General features: G+C 53.5%; 13 protein-coding genes and 1 tRNA gene. 6 read left to right on the forward strand and 8 right to left on the reverse strand.

Translation table 11 applies throughout. The features are described 5' to 3' along the window. Positions 1–8: 8 nt before the first annotated feature. Positions 9–899: a dihydrodipicolinate synthase family protein gene (locus AB4Y96_RS07480; protein WP_441916458.1), complete on the reverse strand. Its 891-nt coding sequence runs from the start codon at positions 897–899 to the stop codon at positions 9–11. A gap of 102 nt (positions 900–1001) precedes the next feature. Beyond that, a complete protein-coding gene (locus AB4Y96_RS07485; RefSeq protein ID WP_441916459.1) occupies positions 1002–1916 on the reverse strand; it encodes a sugar kinase in 915 nt (304 codons plus the stop codon). Positions 1917–2107: 191 nt separating this feature from the next. On the opposite strand from AB4Y96_RS07485, the gene AB4Y96_RS07490 reads away from it, so the two are divergent. Beyond that, on the forward strand, positions 2108–4414 hold the full coding sequence (locus AB4Y96_RS07490; RefSeq protein ID WP_441916460.1) for a Tex family protein: 2307 nt from the start codon (positions 2108–2110) through the stop codon (positions 4412–4414). A 5-nt stretch (positions 4415–4419) separates the two neighbouring features. Here AB4Y96_RS07490 and AB4Y96_RS07495 read toward each other — a convergent pair whose 3' ends face one another. Next, entirely contained in the window at positions 4420–6045 is a 1626-nt protein-coding gene (locus tag AB4Y96_RS07495) for an MFS transporter (protein WP_441916461.1), read from the reverse strand. A gap of 282 nt (positions 6046–6327) precedes the next feature. Between AB4Y96_RS07495 and AB4Y96_RS07500 the strand changes: the two genes are divergently transcribed. Then, positions 6328–6401: transfer RNA gene (locus tag AB4Y96_RS07500), tRNA-Gln, on the forward strand. Between the two features lie 121 nt (positions 6402–6522). Continuing rightward, positions 6523–7953: a phosphomannomutase gene (locus tag AB4Y96_RS07505; RefSeq protein ID WP_441916551.1), complete on the forward strand. Its 1431-nt coding sequence runs from the start codon at positions 6523–6525 to the stop codon at positions 7951–7953. A 15-nt stretch (positions 7954–7968) separates the two neighbouring features. Here the strand turns inward: AB4Y96_RS07505 and rfbD are convergent, their stop codons facing one another. The 4 genes from rfbD to rfbA are packed head-to-tail and all read right to left on the reverse strand — an operon-like array spanning position 7969 to position 11377. Beyond that, the gene (gene rfbD / locus AB4Y96_RS07510) at positions 7969–8856 is read right to left on the reverse strand and encodes a dTDP-4-dehydrorhamnose reductase (RefSeq protein ID WP_441916462.1); all 888 of its coding nucleotides are present in this window, start codon (positions 8854–8856) and stop codon (positions 7969–7971) included. Further along, positions 8853–9929 (reverse strand): dTDP-glucose 4,6-dehydratase, encoded by a 1077-nt coding sequence (gene rfbB / locus AB4Y96_RS07515; protein ID WP_441916463.1) that lies wholly within the window; start codon positions 9927–9929, stop codon positions 8853–8855. The genes rfbD and rfbB overlap by 4 nt, the downstream gene beginning before the upstream one ends. 15 nt (positions 9930–9944) lie before the next feature. Next, a complete protein-coding gene (rfbC, locus tag AB4Y96_RS07520; RefSeq protein WP_441916464.1) occupies positions 9945–10499 on the reverse strand; it encodes a dTDP-4-dehydrorhamnose 3,5-epimerase in 555 nt (184 codons plus the stop codon). Next, the gene (gene rfbA, locus AB4Y96_RS07525; RefSeq protein ID WP_441916465.1) at positions 10496–11377 is read right to left on the reverse strand and encodes a glucose-1-phosphate thymidylyltransferase RfbA; all 882 of its coding nucleotides are present in this window, start codon (positions 11375–11377) and stop codon (positions 10496–10498) included. The genes rfbC and rfbA overlap by 4 nt, the downstream gene beginning before the upstream one ends. A 261-nt stretch (positions 11378–11638) precedes the next feature. On the opposite strand from rfbA, the gene AB4Y96_RS07530 reads away from it, so the two are divergent. Together AB4Y96_RS07530 and AB4Y96_RS07535 are read left to right on the forward strand one after the other, a co-directional pair. Further along, positions 11639–12556, forward strand: coding sequence for a glycosyltransferase family 2 protein (locus tag AB4Y96_RS07530; RefSeq protein ID WP_441916466.1), 918 nt, complete (start codon positions 11639–11641; stop codon positions 12554–12556). Continuing rightward, positions 12549–13376, forward strand: coding sequence for a glycosyltransferase (locus AB4Y96_RS07535; protein ID WP_441916467.1), 828 nt, complete (start codon positions 12549–12551; stop codon positions 13374–13376). The genes AB4Y96_RS07530 and AB4Y96_RS07535 overlap by 8 nt, the downstream gene beginning before the upstream one ends. A 30-nt stretch (positions 13377–13406) precedes the next feature. Here AB4Y96_RS07535 and AB4Y96_RS07540 read toward each other — a convergent pair whose 3' ends face one another. Continuing rightward, on the reverse strand, positions 13407–14735 hold the full coding sequence (locus tag AB4Y96_RS07540) for an MFS transporter (RefSeq protein WP_091881317.1): 1329 nt from the start codon (positions 14733–14735) through the stop codon (positions 13407–13409). A gap of 188 nt (positions 14736–14923) precedes the next feature. Between AB4Y96_RS07540 and cyoA the strand changes: the two genes are divergently transcribed. Then, entirely contained in the window at positions 14924–16072 is a 1149-nt protein-coding gene (cyoA, locus tag AB4Y96_RS07545; protein WP_441916468.1) for a ubiquinol oxidase subunit II, read from the forward strand. Positions 16073–16075: the final 3 nt, after the last annotated feature.

The raw sequence follows: 16075 nt of genomic DNA on the forward strand, positions 1-16075 counted from the left end.
ATTCCCCGTCAGGCTGCCGCTGCTACGAACAAACGATCAAAGATCGTCGTCAGATGCTTGAAATCACCCTCTGGCAAAGCGTCCAGCGGGCCGCGCGTGCGCCGCCAACCGTCTTCACCACGATGATGCGCAACCATTGCCTTGACCGCAGGAATCACTGGATACTTCACCAGTTCGTTGACAGCCGCAACCACCTCTTCGTCATCACGCCCTTCATCAATCATGCGCAGAAGACGTTCGGGGTAAAGATTGGCCAGCCCTGAAATCGCGCCCTGCCCGCCAAGCCGCACGCCGCCTGCAAGGCTTCGCTCGTCACCAATCAGAATGGCAAGATCATTGTGCCGCGCCAGCATTTTTTCCGTATAGTTCCAGTTGCCGGAGGAGTCCTTTACACCTGCAATGGCGTTGGGGAAGGCCTCCCGCAAGCGCGTGACAAGATCAATGGAAATCTCAACCGCCGTAACAGACGGGAGATTATAAAGAATAACTCCACGAACATCTGGTCCGATTGCCCTGAATGTTGCCGAATGCCAGTCAAACAATCCGTCATCACTGACATTCTTGAAGTAAGATGGCGGTGCAAGGAGAATGCCCTTGCATCCCGTATCAAGCGCAAACCGCGCCTGCTCAGCAGCATCGACGTGGGAATTTGCCATGATGCCGACAACGATTTGCGATGGTTCAATTCCCGCCGCAATGAATTCCTTGATAACAGTCTGACGCTCCAGCGCACCGATAGACGAGCCCTCACCCGTTGTTCCAAACAACGTCACACTGCTGCAACCACGCTGCAAACAGGACTTTGCATGATCGATCGCGGCACGCAGATCAATTGCCAACGCCGCATCAAACGGCATCGTCAACGCCGCAGAAAGTCCAAACCGTTCAACCCGAGACAATGATTTTCCTCCCACCCTCTCAATGAATAAAGACTACTAACATGTTAGTTATGAGTCAATAAGTTGTCACGCACTTTTTTATCATTATGAATACAGATGTTGCTAGACTAGGAGGAACTGTTCAACTTCATTTCGCGTTGGCGCACCGGCGCGTCCACCAAACCGTGCGCACTTGATAGCGGCGGCAGCGCTGGCAAACCGCATGATCTCTTCCATGGCCTGCCCCTCAGCCAACCCAAGCGCAAAGGCTCCGTGAAACACATCTCCAGCCGCGAGCGTGTCCACGACATCTACTGGAAAAGCCGGCATATGGTTCACTATACCCGCTTCGCCTTCCGACCAGAAACAGCCCTTATTCCCACCGGTTACAGCGACAAAACCGCGATAGCGTGCCGCCAGGGCAATCACCGCATGCTCGATATCCGTTTCACCGGTGACGATTTCCGCCGCGGGTTCGGAGGCGACAATGTGCGAGGCTAAAGGCAACAGTCGTTCAAGTGTCTCAAGCGACGCAACGTCCGCATCGAGAACGCCGGGAACGCCTGCCTCCCGCGCCGCCTTGAGCGCAGTTGCTGCCGCCAACGGCCAGCGGACATCCGTCATCACCACATCGAATGCGCCGTCTTTAACCGACGGAATTTCCTCCGGCGCGCTCAAAAGGGTTTTGTCATAAAACGGCACGATCATACGCTCGCCCGATCTGTCGACGAAGATCGACGAGAAGGCCGAACGTGCGCCCTCAATGCGGCGGACGAGCGAGCAGTTGACACCTTCGTCTGTCAATTCGGCAACCACCCGATCACCAATATGGTCCAGCCCGGCTGAGGCCCAGAGAAATGCGTCACCACCGAGCCTCGCAATGCTGGCCGCCTGACTTGAGGCCATGCCCGCCGCAATCTCAACAGCCTCCTGCGGGATGAATTTACCGGGACCGGGCGGCAACCTATCCAACCGGAAGATCGTGTCCATCGTCAGCGCACCAACGCACAGAATCCTTGGCTTCGTATTTGCCTGCATAGTCATATTACCCATGTTGGCTGAATCAGCAGAGATGTGCAGCGATAAGGAAACGTTTCATCTGATCCGTCAAGCCAAGGGCAGGTCCTCCAATTTTCCGTGGAACGCTTTGTGCGCGGCAGGATCAAATGATTGCCGATTGCCAGTGGCAGCCCTATGGTCACCCTCCGATTATGATTGATGAGACCAGTATGACTGCCACAACTGCCCGTATTGCGCGTATCATTGCCACCGAGATTAACGCCAGACCTGAACAGGCCAATGCTGCCATTGACCTACTGGATGGCGGCGCAACCGTTCCGTTCATTGCCCGCTACCGCAAGGAGGTGACCGGTGGGCTTGATGATACACAGTTGCGGCTTTTGGATGAGCGGCTGGTGTACCTGCGTGAACTCGATGCGCGACGCGATACGATCATCGAGTCGATCCGCAGTCAGGGTAAACTGACCGATGAGTTGGAAAACAAAATCCTGTCATCAGTCACCAAAGCTGAACTTGAAGACATCTATTTGCCCTACAAACCCAAGCGGCGAACACGGGCTGAAATTGCCCGCGAGCGTGGATTGGGCCCACTCGCCGAAACAATTCTGTCTGACCGCCGCACAGTTCCATCCGAACTTGCTCAGACCTTTCTGGCCGCAGATGTACCTGACGTAAAAACGGCTCTCGATGGCGCACGCGATATTCTGGTCGAGACTTTCTCGGAAAATGCCGATCTTGTCGGCCGTCTGCGCAACCATATGAAGGATAAGGCCGTTCTGCGGGCCAAGATTGCCAATGGCAAACAGGAAGCAGGCGCGAAATTTTCTGACTATTTCAACCATTTCGAGCGCTGGGCAACTATCCCCAGCCATCGCGCCCTCGCCATGCTGCGCGGGCGCAATGAAGATGTGCTGTCGCTCGACATTGAGGTTGATGCCGACGATACGTCGCCCGTCAAACCTGTTGAGCGCATGGTCGCCAGCGCTTATTCAATCTCACCGAACGGAACAGCCGCCGATAGCTGGTTGATGGAGGTTGTCCGCTGGGCCTGGCGTGCGCGACTGTCTCTCAACCTGTCCATCGATCTGATGACGCAGATGCGCGAAAAAGCCGAAGAAGAGGCTATTCACGTTTTCGCCCGCAACCTGAAGGATCTGCTTTTGGCAGCACCGGCGGGATCGCGCGCAACGATGGGACTTGATCCGGGCATTCGTACCGGCGTCAAAGTCGCTATTATCGATGGCACAGGTAAAGTGCTTGACACCACAACAGTCTATCCCTTCCCGCCGCGCAATGATGTCCGCGGGACGCAAGCCGAACTGGCCCGCCTGATTGTCAAACACAAGATTGAGCTGATCGCGATCGGCAACGGGACCGGCAGTCGCGAGACCGAGCGCCTTGTCGCTGATATGCTTGGCGATATGCCATCGCCAAAGCCGTTAAAGGTGATCGTTAGCGAAGCCGGTGCGTCGGTTTACTCGGCATCTGCAACAGCAGCTGCGGAATTCCCCGATCTTGACGTTTCGCTTAGAGGCGCTGTTTCCATAGCCCGGCGCTTGCAGGACCCGCTGGCAGAACTGGTCAAGATCGAGCCTAAATCCATTGGCGTTGGCCAGTACCAGCATGATGTTGACCAGTATCGCTTGGCCCGCTCACTCGACGGTGTTGTCGAAGATGCTGTGAATGCGGTGGGCGTTGATCTCAACACCGCCTCGGCACCGCTACTCGCTCGCATTTCAGGCCTGGGCACCTCACTGGCCGAAGCGGTAATCGCTTACCGCAACGAGGTTGGTCCGTTCAAAACCCGGCGTGATCTTCTGAAAGTCGCCCGGCTAGGGCCGCGTGCCTTCGAACAATGCGCAGGATTCCTGCGTATTCCTGACGGCACAGAGCCGCTGGACGCATCAGCCGTCCATCCGGAAGCTTATGGCGTCGCCAAGAAGATCGTCAGTGCTTGTGGTCGCGATGTCCGCTCGCTGATGAATGACGGTTCTGCTTTGAAGGCGCTCGATCCACGCCTTTTCGTTGACGAGCGTTTCGGTCTACCAACGGTTCGCGACATCATTGCAGAGCTTGAAAAACCCGGTCGCGATCCTCGCCCGCAGTTCAAGACGGCTGCCTTTGCCGACGGCATCGACAATATCAAGGATCTGAAACCGGGAATGATGCTTGAAGGAACTGTCACCAACGTGGCTGCCTTCGGCGCCTTTGTCGATATCGGCGTCCATCAGGACGGTCTGGTCCATCTCTCACAGCTGGCAGATCGTTTCGTCAAGGACGCGCACGAAGTCGTCAAGGCGGGGGATGTGGTGAAGGTTCGCGTCGTTGATATCGACGTAAAACGCAACCGCATCAGCCTGACCATGCGCAAGGATGGCAGCGCACCTGTGCCAAGAGAGCAAAAGGCTGACAATAACAGCTACAGACCAAAGCCAGCCGCACCGAACAAGCCGCAGACTTCATCACCGCAGGGCGCTTTTGGTGCGGCACTCGCGGATGCCTTGCGCAAGAAGTAACGGCTTTAATGCATATCCAGCGGCGTCTTGTGAGCAGCAATATCGTGCGGCAAAATTGTTTGCCGCTCGATCATGCGATGAACGTGGATTTCGCCACCGCGATGTAGCTCGCGAATGCGGTCACCAATCGCGGCATCGGCCTGTGTTCGCCGTTGATTATGGCGAACATATTCAATCCAAGTGGGCGTGTGATAACTTTCCGTCCAGATTTCCGGTTTTTCCAGATCGCGCATCAGCGCCCACTGCCCTGCTCCATCGCGAATTCGCACACGGCGACGGTCTGACATCAATGAGAGGAATTCGGGAATGTCTTCTTCGGCAATCACATAATCAATCATGATGACAATCGGACCGCTGCGTGGCTTCAGATCAAGTGCCAGAAGCGGCTCGCTGAACCGGTTGAGCGGATCAAGATTGAGCGATTTGAATTCAGGCAAGGCATAGCGAAATCCAATCACAGCCCCCACAAGCATCAAGGCACCGGACGCGATCAGTGCTCTGTCCGCTCCATATTGCTCCGCTGCCGCACCCCAGACCCAGCTTCCTGCGGCGATACCTGCAAATGTCGTCGTCTGATAGAGCGACAGGGCGCGTCCCACTACCCAGCGCGGCGTCGACAGTTGCACCGTTACATTGAACAGGGAAAGGGCGAGCACCCAGCACGCCCCCGCCAGCAACAGAGCGATATTGGTTGGCCAGACAGACGTGCTTATCGCTGTAATGACAGCACTCACGGCAAATCCTGCAAATGCAAAGCGCACAATGGCTTCGCTTGAGAGAAATTCGCGCAAGCGTGCGCTAAGCAAAGCACCGCCAATAGCGCCAATACCGAATGAGCCGAGCATGACGCCATACGTCAAAGGTCCGCCGTGAACGAGATCACGCGCGACAAGCGGCAACAGTGCCAGAATGGCGCTTGCCGAAAGACCGAACACAAAACCACGAATCACCACTTTGCCGATATTGGGGGACATCGCCACATAACGCAGACCCGCCGAGATGGCTCGTCCCAGCGATTCGCGCGGCAAGGGGCTGGGGTCAATCTTCGGCTGCCACCGCATCAATGCGTAGATAACGGCAAAATAGCTGACCGCATTCACCGCAAAGGTTGCAGCTGCACCGGCTATGGCAACGATAAGACCGCCGATGGCCGGACCGACGCTGCGCGTAATGTTGAACCCCATACTGTTCAGCGCCACGGCATTGGGAAGGTCCTCGCGGGGGACCATATCACCCACCGAGGCTTGCCAGGATGGGTTGTTCAGAGCCGTTCCGCAGCCCAGAAGAAATGTAAAGGCCAGCAGAAGCCACGGCGTAATAAGGCCGAGATAAGCAAATACCGTCAGCAGCGCTGAAACAATCAGCATGAACCATTGCGCCACGAGCATCACTTTGCGCCGATCAAAATTGTCGGCAAGTGCACCGGATACAAGCGAAAAAATCATGATGGGCAGAGCAGTGGAAGCCTGAACGAGGGCCACCATATTCACCGAATCGGTAATTGACGTCATCATCCAGGCAGCACCAACCGCCTGAATCAGCGATCCAAAGTTGGATACAAGGCTCGCCATCCAGATGGTGCGGAATATGTCGTGCCTGAACGGGGCCAGTGGTGATGATCGATCCGCCACCGCGTCTACTTTCTCTTTGGCGTGAAGTGCAAATCACTGCTCTGAACATTTATAGGCTTGGCAGATCGGATTGCCAGCGGTCAAATAGCTTTGAAACGCATTTTCGATAGCCTGGTAACAAAATCCGGCAACGATCCGTCATTTGCGCGCATTCAAATGATCGCTGGAAGATAAAATGGGGTGCAGTGCAAAAACCGTCCGAACAGGGGTTTTCTTCCTGAATGAATTGGACTATATGACCCCCCATCGGCTTAATCAGCCACCGCATTTCAAAGCGGTTGTTGGGGAATAGGTTAACGGTAGACCCACGGACTCTGACTCCGTTAGTCCTGGTTCGAATCCAGGTTCCCCAGCCACTTTTTCGCATCAGCAAACCATCTCATTTAACGTCCTTAGTTTGATCGTTATTGACTTTCGACCTTGCGCGGCTGACACCTTACGAGAGTATTTCGCGGCACCAGCTTCAGTGGTTGTAACATTGCAATGAGCAGTTTGAAATTCGGAACAAGCGGCCTGCGTGGTCTGGTAACGGAACTACCCGACGCGGTTTGCAAAGCTTATACTCTCGCATTCCTCACACACATGCAGAAGGTGACCGGTGTTACATCGGACAGCACTTTGCTCATCGGTTACGATCTGCGTTCAAGCAGTCCGCGCATAGCCGCAGCTTGTATTGCCGCAGCGCAAGCTTTCGGCATGAAGGTGGAAAATTGTGGTCCTTTGCCAACACCGGCGCTGGCATTGAGGGCCCTTACCTTGAAGGCGCCAGCAATTATGGTCACAGGCAGCCATATTCCTGCAGATCGAAATGGCTTGAAATTCTATCGACCGGATGGCGAAATCGACAAGATTGATGAAGCCGGTATTCTGGCGGTTCTTGATCTCGCCATGGAACATTCGATTGCGCCGGATGAACCGACAATGATCATGCCGGATGCCTTGCAAAATTATATCAATCGAAGCATTGCCGTGCTCAAGCCAAGGGCGCTGGCCGGAAAGAGGATCGGCGTTTATCAGCATAGCTCTGTTGCTGGCGATTTGATCGTCACTATTCTGCAAAGCTTGGGAGCTGATGCTATCGCGCTCGGTCACTCCGACATATTCGTGCCTGTCGATACCGAAGCTCTTCGTCCAGAGGATGTCGCCTTCGCCGAAGATGCGTGCAAAAAGTACAAGCTTGATGCGCTGGTTTCAACTGATGGCGATGCCGATCGGCCGCTTATCGCTGATGAGAATGGCGTTTTCATCCGCGGTGACAGTGTTGGCCTGTTGACCGCACATTTTCTCAACGCAGATGCCGTCGTTACACCGGTAACCTCGAATACCGCCATTGAACTCAGCGGTCTCTTTGCAAAAGTCTATCGGACGCGCGTCGGATCACCCTACGTGATAGAGGGCATGGAACAGGCCCGGGCGGACGGATTGAAGCGAATTGTTGGCTTTGAAGCCAATGGCGGAGTTCTGTTGGGCACTCCCGTGACCACCGAAGGGGGAACATTGAGTGCATTGCCAACGCGCGATGCAATGCTTCCCATCTTGAGCGTTCTCGGCATGGCGGCCAGTAAAGACGTTGCGATATCCGCGCTGCTACAAGACCTGCCGTCCCGCTTTACCCGCAGTGGTCGTCTGGAACATATCCCATCAACGGCTAGCGATCCGTTTCTGCAAGGTTTGCTTGATAGTGTGCGCCGCGATCCTTTCTTTGCGCAGGTTGGCACGATTAGAGCAAGCGACGCGATTGATGGCGTGCGTGTTGTGCTCTCGAGCGGCGAAGTGGTCCATTATCGCGCGTCGGGCAATGCACCGGAACTGCGCTGTTACGCAGAGGCATCCAACGACAGCCGCGCTGAAGAACTGCTTCAATGGGGATTGAAGCAAGCTCAAGAAGTCTTGAGCTCGCCTTCTTGATCTCTGCTTAAGGCATTAGCTCAATTGCAGAAGTCTTTTGACCGTTGACTTGGTCGACTGTTCCCAATCGGGCGCTTTCCAGCCAAACACCTCATGGAATTTTTCAGTGTTAAGGCGTGAATTCAAGGGCCGCCGGGCTTTTGTAGGATATTCTGACGTCAGAATATCCTTGACGTCAGCAAATGGTCCTTGCACGTCTTGACTGGCCTGAAAAATCACCCGAGCAAAATTGCTCCAGCTCGTGCTGCCTGTCCCGGCAAGATGATATATGCCGAAAGCGTCAAATTGCGGATCGACATGAAGACGCTCAGCCACGCAAAGAATACCATCCGCAATATCAATCGCCGATGTTGGGTTACCCCATTGATCCGATACAACTGACAAACTGTCGCGGCTCGCCGCCAGATGCAGCATGGTTTTGACGAAGTTCTTGCCGAACGGACTATAGACCCATGCAGTGCGCAGGATCAGGTGCTTGCTGTTGGCTGCAGCGACCAATGCTTCGCCCGCCAGTTTGGTTCGCCCATAGACGCCGTGTGGTCCGGTGGAGTCAGCTTCGGTATAGGGCTTTTCACCTTCGCCAGCGAAGACATAATCCGTTGAAAGATGAATAACAGGAGCGCCTACCCGCGCGGCAGCCTCGGCTACCGCGCCTGCACCAGTTGCATTGATAGCATATGATAATTCAGGTTCATCCTCCGCCTGATCGACAGCCGTATAGGCAGCGGCTGAAACAACGAGATCAGGCTTTGCAGTCTTTATCGCATCGAAAATTGTATCCGGCTTTGCCAAATCAAAGTCCGGGCGTCCGAGCGTCAACAGTTCCACCGACGGATGAAGCGCGGCGCGTTCGATCAGACTGCGGACAACCTGCCCTTCCCGTCCTGTTACAACAACTCTCATGCTGTTCCTTTTTTCAGGGATACCGAACCGAGCCGCTCCCCTGCATAACTTCCACTACGGATCGGCTCCCACCACCACTTGTTGTCGAGATACCATTGCACAGTCCGCTCCAGACCAGTGTCAAACGTCTCTGCTGGCTTCCAGCCGAGTTCCCGTTCGATCTTGGAGGCGTCGATGGCATAACGGCGATCATGGCCGGGTCGATCGGTAACGAAGGTGATGAGATCTCGGTAGCGTACTCCGCCTTTGCGCGGGCGTTTGCTGTCAAGAATATCGCATATGGTTTCGACAACGCTGAGATTGGTGCGCTCGGCACGACCGCCAATATTATAGCTTTCGCCCGGCTTGCCTTTGGTTACAACCAATTCCAATGCCCGAGCGTGATCCTCAACGAAAAGCCAGTCGCGAACATTTGCACCGGCTCCATAAACCGGCAACGGCTTCTCATCCAAAGCGTTGAGAATAACCAGCGGGATCAGCTTTTCGGGAAAATGGAAGGGACCATAATTGTTCGAGCAATTCGATAGGACTACCGGCAGACCATAAGTCTCATGCCATGCACGAACCAAATGATCCGAGGCCGCTTTTGACGCTGAGTAAGGGGACGAGGGAGCATAGGGCGTCTCTTCCGTGAAGATGCCGCTGTCGAAAGGCAGATCGCCAAACACTTCATCCGTAGAAATATGATGGAAGCGGAAATTGGATTTTGCTGGTTCCGGCAGGTCTCGCCAATATGTCAGCGCAGCATTAAGCATGCGGAATGTTCCGACAATGTTTGTTTCAATGAAGGCTGCCGGACCGTCAATCGAGCGATCCACGTGACTCTCGGCAGCCAAATGCATAATCGCATCGATCTTCTCATTGCGAAGAATGTCCAGAATTGTGGTGTCATCACAAATGTCAGCCTCAACGAAGCTGTAATTAGGATAATTCTCGATCTGTCGAAGCGATGCGAGATTACCCGCGTAAGTAAGCTTGTCGAGGTTAAAGACTTGGTTTTGGGGATTTGCCGCAAGCTGACGGCAAACCGCCGACCCGATAAAACCCGCACCACCCGTAACTAGGATTTTCATGAAAAAAACTCTCTCTCAGGGGAAAACTTCGGTGCCGTCAAGCAAAGGTGCTTTCCGGTCCTTGTCAGAAAGCTGGAGCATTGAAGCATCCAGTGGCCACTCAATCCCGATAGAGGGGTCATCGAAGCGAATACCACGATCATGTTGAGGTGAATAATAATCCGTAACCTTGTAAATAACCTCGGTATTTTCCTCCAATGTTACAAAGCCATGGGCAAAACCTTTTGGAACAAGAATCTGGTTCCACTTTGCAGCCGACACCTCAAGCGAAACCCACTTCCTGAACGTCGGAGAGTCCCGGCGAATATCGACGACCACATCAAGAATAGAGCCCTTGACGACGCGCACCAATTTATCCTGAGCACGCGGCGGCAACTGATAATGCAACCCGCGCAAAACACCTTTGGCAGCCGAAAACGAATGATTGTCCTGCACAAACTGCAGCTTAATCCCCGCCGCGGCAAAACTATCGGCATTGTAGGTTTCGGAGAAAAAGCCTCTGTCATCACCAAACTTGGGCGGCAATATCTCAAGTACGCCTTCAAGGGCGAGAGGTCTGACTTCAATCATTCTTTCCCAATCTCCTCAGCACGCCGCCGCAAATAGGCTGCATATTCCGTCTTCCCCATCTTTGCTGCCCGTTCGAGCACCTGATCGGAGTTCAACCAACCCCATTCCAGACCGATCTCTTCCGGGCATGCGATCTTGATGCCTTGCCGATGTTCGATTGTCCGAACAAACGATGAAGCCTCATGCAAACTGTCGTGCGTACCAGTATCAAGCCAAGCATAGCCGCGCCCCAACTGCTGGACCTGCAAATCCCCGCGCTCAAGATAGACATTGTTGACGCTGGTAATTTCCAACTCGCCACGGGACGATGGTTCAATGGACGCTGCAATGTCCACAACATCATTGCTGTAAAAATAAAGCCCCGTCACAGCCCAGTTGGATTTGGGTTTCGCCGGCTTTTCCTCGATGGATATTGCCTGACCTGTGACTTTATCGAATTCAACGACGCCATAACGTTGCGGATCGTCAACATGATAGGCAAAGACTGTTCCACCCGTCGTAATCGATGAAGCAAGCTGACACAATTTGGAAAGGCCATCGCCGAAATAGATGTTATCGCCCAGAATCATGGCGACACTGTCTTGGCCGATAAATTCGCGCCCTATGATAAACGCTTCAGCCAAGCCGTTTGGCTGCGGTTGTTCAGCATAGGAAAAGTTGACGCCGAAATCCGAACCATCTCCAAGCAGTTTCTGAAAAAGCGGCAAATCGTGCGGTGTTGAGATGATCAGAATATCACGGATACCCGCGAGCATGAGAACACTCAATGGGTAATAGATCATGGGTTTGTCATAGATGGGGAGAATTTGCTTCGACACCGCGATCGTCAATGGGTAAAGACGTGTACCGCTTCCGCCAGCTAGTATAATTCCCTTCATTCGATCACTTCCTTATGTCAATGCTAAAGTCGAGTCGTGACATGACGCCTTCAATAGCCGCCGGTAATTTCATTTAAAAATGGCGAAATGCGGTTCGCCTATCATTGTGGCAGACATTTGGCGAGAACAGAACCACGAGTCAACCGAGACGAAATGGAAAAATGGCAAGACTAAATGTCTATTCTCCAACAAGTTGATGATTTTACGACATAATTATCATCGATAACTATATACGCAATGCCAAGTAAAACGGATTTTTGAATGCGAACTGAGCACCAATCTGAAGTCAGCGCGATTATCGTGACCTATAATCCGGATGTTGCAGCTCTTGCGAAACTTCTGAACGCGATAGGTCCCCAAGTTGCTGATGTCATTGTGGTGGACAATGGTTCGAAAACCGATTTGAATCAGTGGCTTGCAAATCAGCCCATCGAGGTAAAATTCGTACCTCTCGGCACAAATTGCGGTATCGCAAAAGCACAAAATGTCGGCATTGATCAGGCCCGAACAAGGGGTTCAAACTTCATTCTTCTGCTTGATCAGGACAGTGTGCCAGCCCCAAACATGGTGGCCATATTATTATCGGCAGCGAAAGCCCAGATCGCCGAAGGTATCAAGCTTGGGTGCGTTGGTCCGCGGTATGAGGATTCGCGCCAGAACAATCCTCCCCCTTTTGTAAAAATAGAGGGGCTCCGCCTTCAGCGTCAAACCTGTGCTTCGGCGAATTCAGTTGTGGACGTGGATTATCTCATTGCTTCGGGCTGTCTCATTCCCATGACAACCATTGACGATGTTGGTGATATGAAAGAGGAACTGTTCATCGACTATGTGGATATCGAGTGGGGTTTGCGCGCGCAACAGAAGGGCTACCGTTCTTTTGGCGTTTGCGCCGCGCAAATGCAGCACGATCTCGGTGACAATCCCGTCAAATTCCGTGGACGATATATTCCTGTCCATAGTCCATTGAGGCACTATTATCATTTCCGGAACGCTGTCTGGCTTTACCGSCAATCATGGCTACGGACCAACTGGAAAGTTGTCGATGCGGCACGTCTCGCACGAAAATTCGTTTTCTACAGCCTCTTTACCGCACCTCGGCTCGAACATGCCTGGATGATGACAACCGGCGTATTTCACGGCCTTATCGGGCGTATGGGAAAGAGGCCCGGCAATGGTTGAACACAATGTCCTCATCGCAAATCCAGATTATGAGATCACGATCAGCGTCGTGATTTTCAAACCGGATCGTTTAGTGCTCGGCAATACACTCAAAAGCCTGCAAAGGGCACTTGAAGAGACAACTCCGCTTCGCGCCAAGCTCTACGTCATCGACAACACCCCTGATGTTTCGGACCACAATTGGCTGAGAGAATTGTTGCCTGACCTTCCACTTGAGATCATCGCGGGGCACGGCAACATTGGTTTTGGTGCAGCCAACAATATGGTTCTGGACAGAGCGGGTAAATTCCACCTTGTTTTGAACCCAGACGTGGAAATGCAGCCGGATGCCCTGAAACAGGCGCTGGCATTCATGACAGAAAACCCAGCCGGTGGCCTGATCACACCAAAGGCGTTTAATCCAGACGGAAGCACGCAGTATCTTTGCAAACGATATCCCGCAATCTTCGACCTGCTTCTTCGCGGCTTCGCCCCAAACGGTATCAAAAAGCTGTTTCGCAAGCGTTTGCAGCGGTACGAAATGCGGGATCAGATTGCAGATACGCTGTTCTGGGACCCCCCCATTGTCAGCGGATGTTTCATGTTCTTCCGCGGCGACATATACAAACAGTTGGGTGGTTTTGATCCGCGCTATCTGCTCTATTTCGAAGATTTCGATATTTCACTGCGCACCGGCAAAATAACGCGTATTGCCTATGTCCCGGCAGTCAAAATCGTCCACGAAGGTGGTCACGCTGCCAGTAAAGGCCTCTGGCACATCAGGCAATTTGCCCGCTCGGCCTTCATATTCTACACGACCTATCCACTGAAGCTTTTCTAATCCGTCGTCAAAGATGCAACGAAGACATTTTTATTTGTCGCGGCCATCAATCTGCCGATTGATTGCCAGAGCAATCAACGTGCATGCAGCGCCAGACAGGAGATAAGCACCACTCGCAATAAGACCGAAGCGGCTTGACAACGCCAAAGCAACAAGCGGAGCAAAACCGGCACCGAACAACCACGCAAGATCTGTTGTCAGCGCAGACCCCGTATAGCGGTACCTTCTTGAAAAATTCGACGCAACCGAGCCGGATGACTGGCCGAAGGACAAGCCGAGAAGCAGGAAGCCGAAAACCATGAAGATGATCTCGCCGACATCACCACCATCAAGAAGTTGAGGCGCAAAGCCACTGAAGACAGCAATGGCAATGGCCGTGGCTATAAGCAATCGGCTCCGTCCCACACGATCGGCGATATTTCCGGAAGCTAGAATTGCCAGAACACCCACTGCCGCACCAATCGTCTCAATCATGAGAAAGCGTGCTGGCCCCTGATCCGTGAAAAGGAATACCCAGGAGAGAGGAAACACGGTGACCATATGAAACAGGGCGAAGCTGGCCAAAGGAGCAAATGCACCGATAACAACATGCCGTCCTTCTGCCTGCAATGTATCGCTGACAGTGGTTGGCTGTAGTTCCCGGCGCTCGAAAAGTTCGGCGTATTGCTCGGTGACAACCATGCGCAGACGGGCAAAAAGCGCCACCACATTGATCGCAAAAGCAACAAAGAAAGGATAACGCCAACCCCATTCCAGAAAGTCCTGTGCGGACAGATGTGCAACGAAGAACGCAAAGAGGCTGGCTGCAACCATCAATCCGAGCGGGGCACCAAGCTGCGGGATCATGGCATACCAGCCCCGGCGACGTTCTGGTGCATTCAGGGCAAGGAGTGAGGCAAGTCCATCCCATTCACCGCCGAGCGCCAACCCCTGACCGAGCCGGAAAAGCGCTAGAAGCAGCGCCGATACCCAGCCCACTTGCTCATAGCCGGGAAGAAAAGCAATTGCCACTGTCGAGCTGCCAAGCAGGAACAGAGTGATGGTGAGCTTAACTCCACGGCCATAGGTGCGGTCGATGGCCATGAAGATTACAGTACCAAGCGGTCGCGCAATGAAGGCCAGCGCAAAAATTGCGAAGGAATAGAGCGTGCCGGTAAGCGGATCGACATAGGGGAAAACGAGTTTGGGGAAAACAAGCACCGACGCAATGGCATAGACGAAAAAGTCGAAGAACTCCGACGTACGGCCAATAATAACGCCAATGGCGATTTCGCCCACGTTGACGTCGTCGTGACTGCCATGCAGGCCTTTCACGTCACGTCCGTGCGTCGATGAGGGCACCCCTATTTCCGCGCTCATATCTGGTTGCGCTCCTCAATCCTGAATTGGCAGCTGCTTTCTTCAAGCCGCTCTCACGGCTTATGCTAGCATCTCCTTTATCATTGTGACACATTACGGAAGGATTGGGCAAATTGTCCAATGTCACTTTGAATGGGGTGCCGTTACGGATGGCGTAAATTACCGCTGTTATCAAGACAGGAACGACCTTGAAACGTTTTCTTGCCGTCGCCATACTTCCGTTTCTTACCATGCTGACCGCATGCAATGCTGTCGTCATGAGCCCGTCTGGCGACGTGGCCGCACAGCAGCGGGACCTCATTGTTATCTCGACCATTCTGATGCTGATCATCATTGTGCCCGTCATGCTGCTGACGGTGTTTTTTGCATGGCGCTATCGCCAGTCTAATACGGAAGCCCGGTATGAACCAGACTGGGATCACTCGACGCAGCTTGAGCTGATCATCTGGGCGGCCCCCTTGCTCATTATCATTTGCCTTGGCGCATTGACGTGGATGGGTACACACCTGCTCGATCCCTACCGCCCGCTGGATCGTATAGCTCCCGGCAAACTGGTCGATAAACAGACCAAGCCCCTGCAAGTGGAAGTTGTCGCGCTCGATTGGAAATGGTTGTTCATCTATCCTGAATATGGCGTGGCAACCGTCAATGAACTGGCCGCTCCAGTAGACAGACCAATCAATTTCCGCCTGACCTCATCGGCGGTAATGAATTCATTCTACATTCCCGCCCTTGCCGGTCAGATCTACACCATGCCAGGCATGGCGACGAAGCTTAGCGCTGTGATCAACCATCCCGGTACGTTTGAAGGTTTTTCGGCAAATTATAGCGGCGCTGGATTCTCCGGTATGAAGTTTGCGTTCCTCGGCCTGTCCGATGCCGATTTTGACAAGTGGATGGCCGGTGTGAAGGCGCAAAGCGGTTCGCTGGATCGCAATGCTTATCTCGAACTTGAACGTCCCAGCGAAAATGACCCGGTGCGCCGCTACGGGAGCGTCGATGCACAGCTCTTTACCGCCGTGCTCAACCGCTGCGTCGAACTCGGTAAGATGTGCATGGATGAAATGAGTTCCATCGATGCCAAGGGCGGTCTTGGCCTTGCGGGCATCAACAATCTGCATCCACTTGAATATGATAAATACACACGGCGCGGTGCGATATTTGCTCCACCAGCGACCTATGTCGCGCGGATATGCACCACTGAAGAAGAGGCGAGAATGCGTGTGAGCCAGCCGCTTCTGTCACCGCGTGACATTTCTCCTGTCCTTGGCGCGGGTCTGCCGCGCCCGGTATCAGCCCCATTGTTCGGCGCACCGCGCCGCCCGTCGAATTCCTGAACG

The organism is Phyllobacterium sp. TAF24, from assembly GCF_052113785.1.
Classification (GTDB): Bacteria; Pseudomonadota; Alphaproteobacteria; order Rhizobiales; family Rhizobiaceae; genus Phyllobacterium.

Excerpts from the sequence above, each read along its gene's own strand:
- rfbD (WP_441916462.1), bottom strand. The coding sequence starts at position 8,856 with ATGAGAGTTGTTGTAACAGGACGGGAAGGGCAGGTTGTCCGCAGTCTG.
- AB4Y96_RS07485 (WP_441916459.1), bottom strand. The coding sequence starts at position 1,916 with ATGCAGGCAAATACGAAGCCAAGGATTCTGTGCGTTGGTGCGCTGACG.
- rfbA (WP_441916465.1), bottom strand. The coding sequence starts at position 11,377 with ATGAAGGGAATTATACTAGCTGGCGGAAGCGGTACACGTCTTTACCCA.
- AB4Y96_RS07490 (WP_441916460.1), top strand. The coding sequence starts at position 2,108 with ATGACTGCCACAACTGCCCGTATTGCGCGTATCATTGCCACCGAGATT.
- rfbC (WP_441916464.1), bottom strand. The coding sequence starts at position 10,499 with ATGATTGAAGTCAGACCTCTCGCCCTTGAAGGCGTACTTGAGATATTG.
- AB4Y96_RS07540 (WP_091881317.1), bottom strand. The coding sequence starts at position 14,735 with ATGAGCGCGGAAATAGGGGTGCCCTCATCGACGCACGGACGTGACGTG.
- AB4Y96_RS07535 (WP_441916467.1), top strand. The coding sequence starts at position 12,549 with ATGGTTGAACACAATGTCCTCATCGCAAATCCAGATTATGAGATCACG.
- rfbB (WP_441916463.1), bottom strand. The coding sequence starts at position 9,929 with ATGAAAATCCTAGTTACGGGTGGTGCGGGTTTTATCGGGTCGGCGGTT.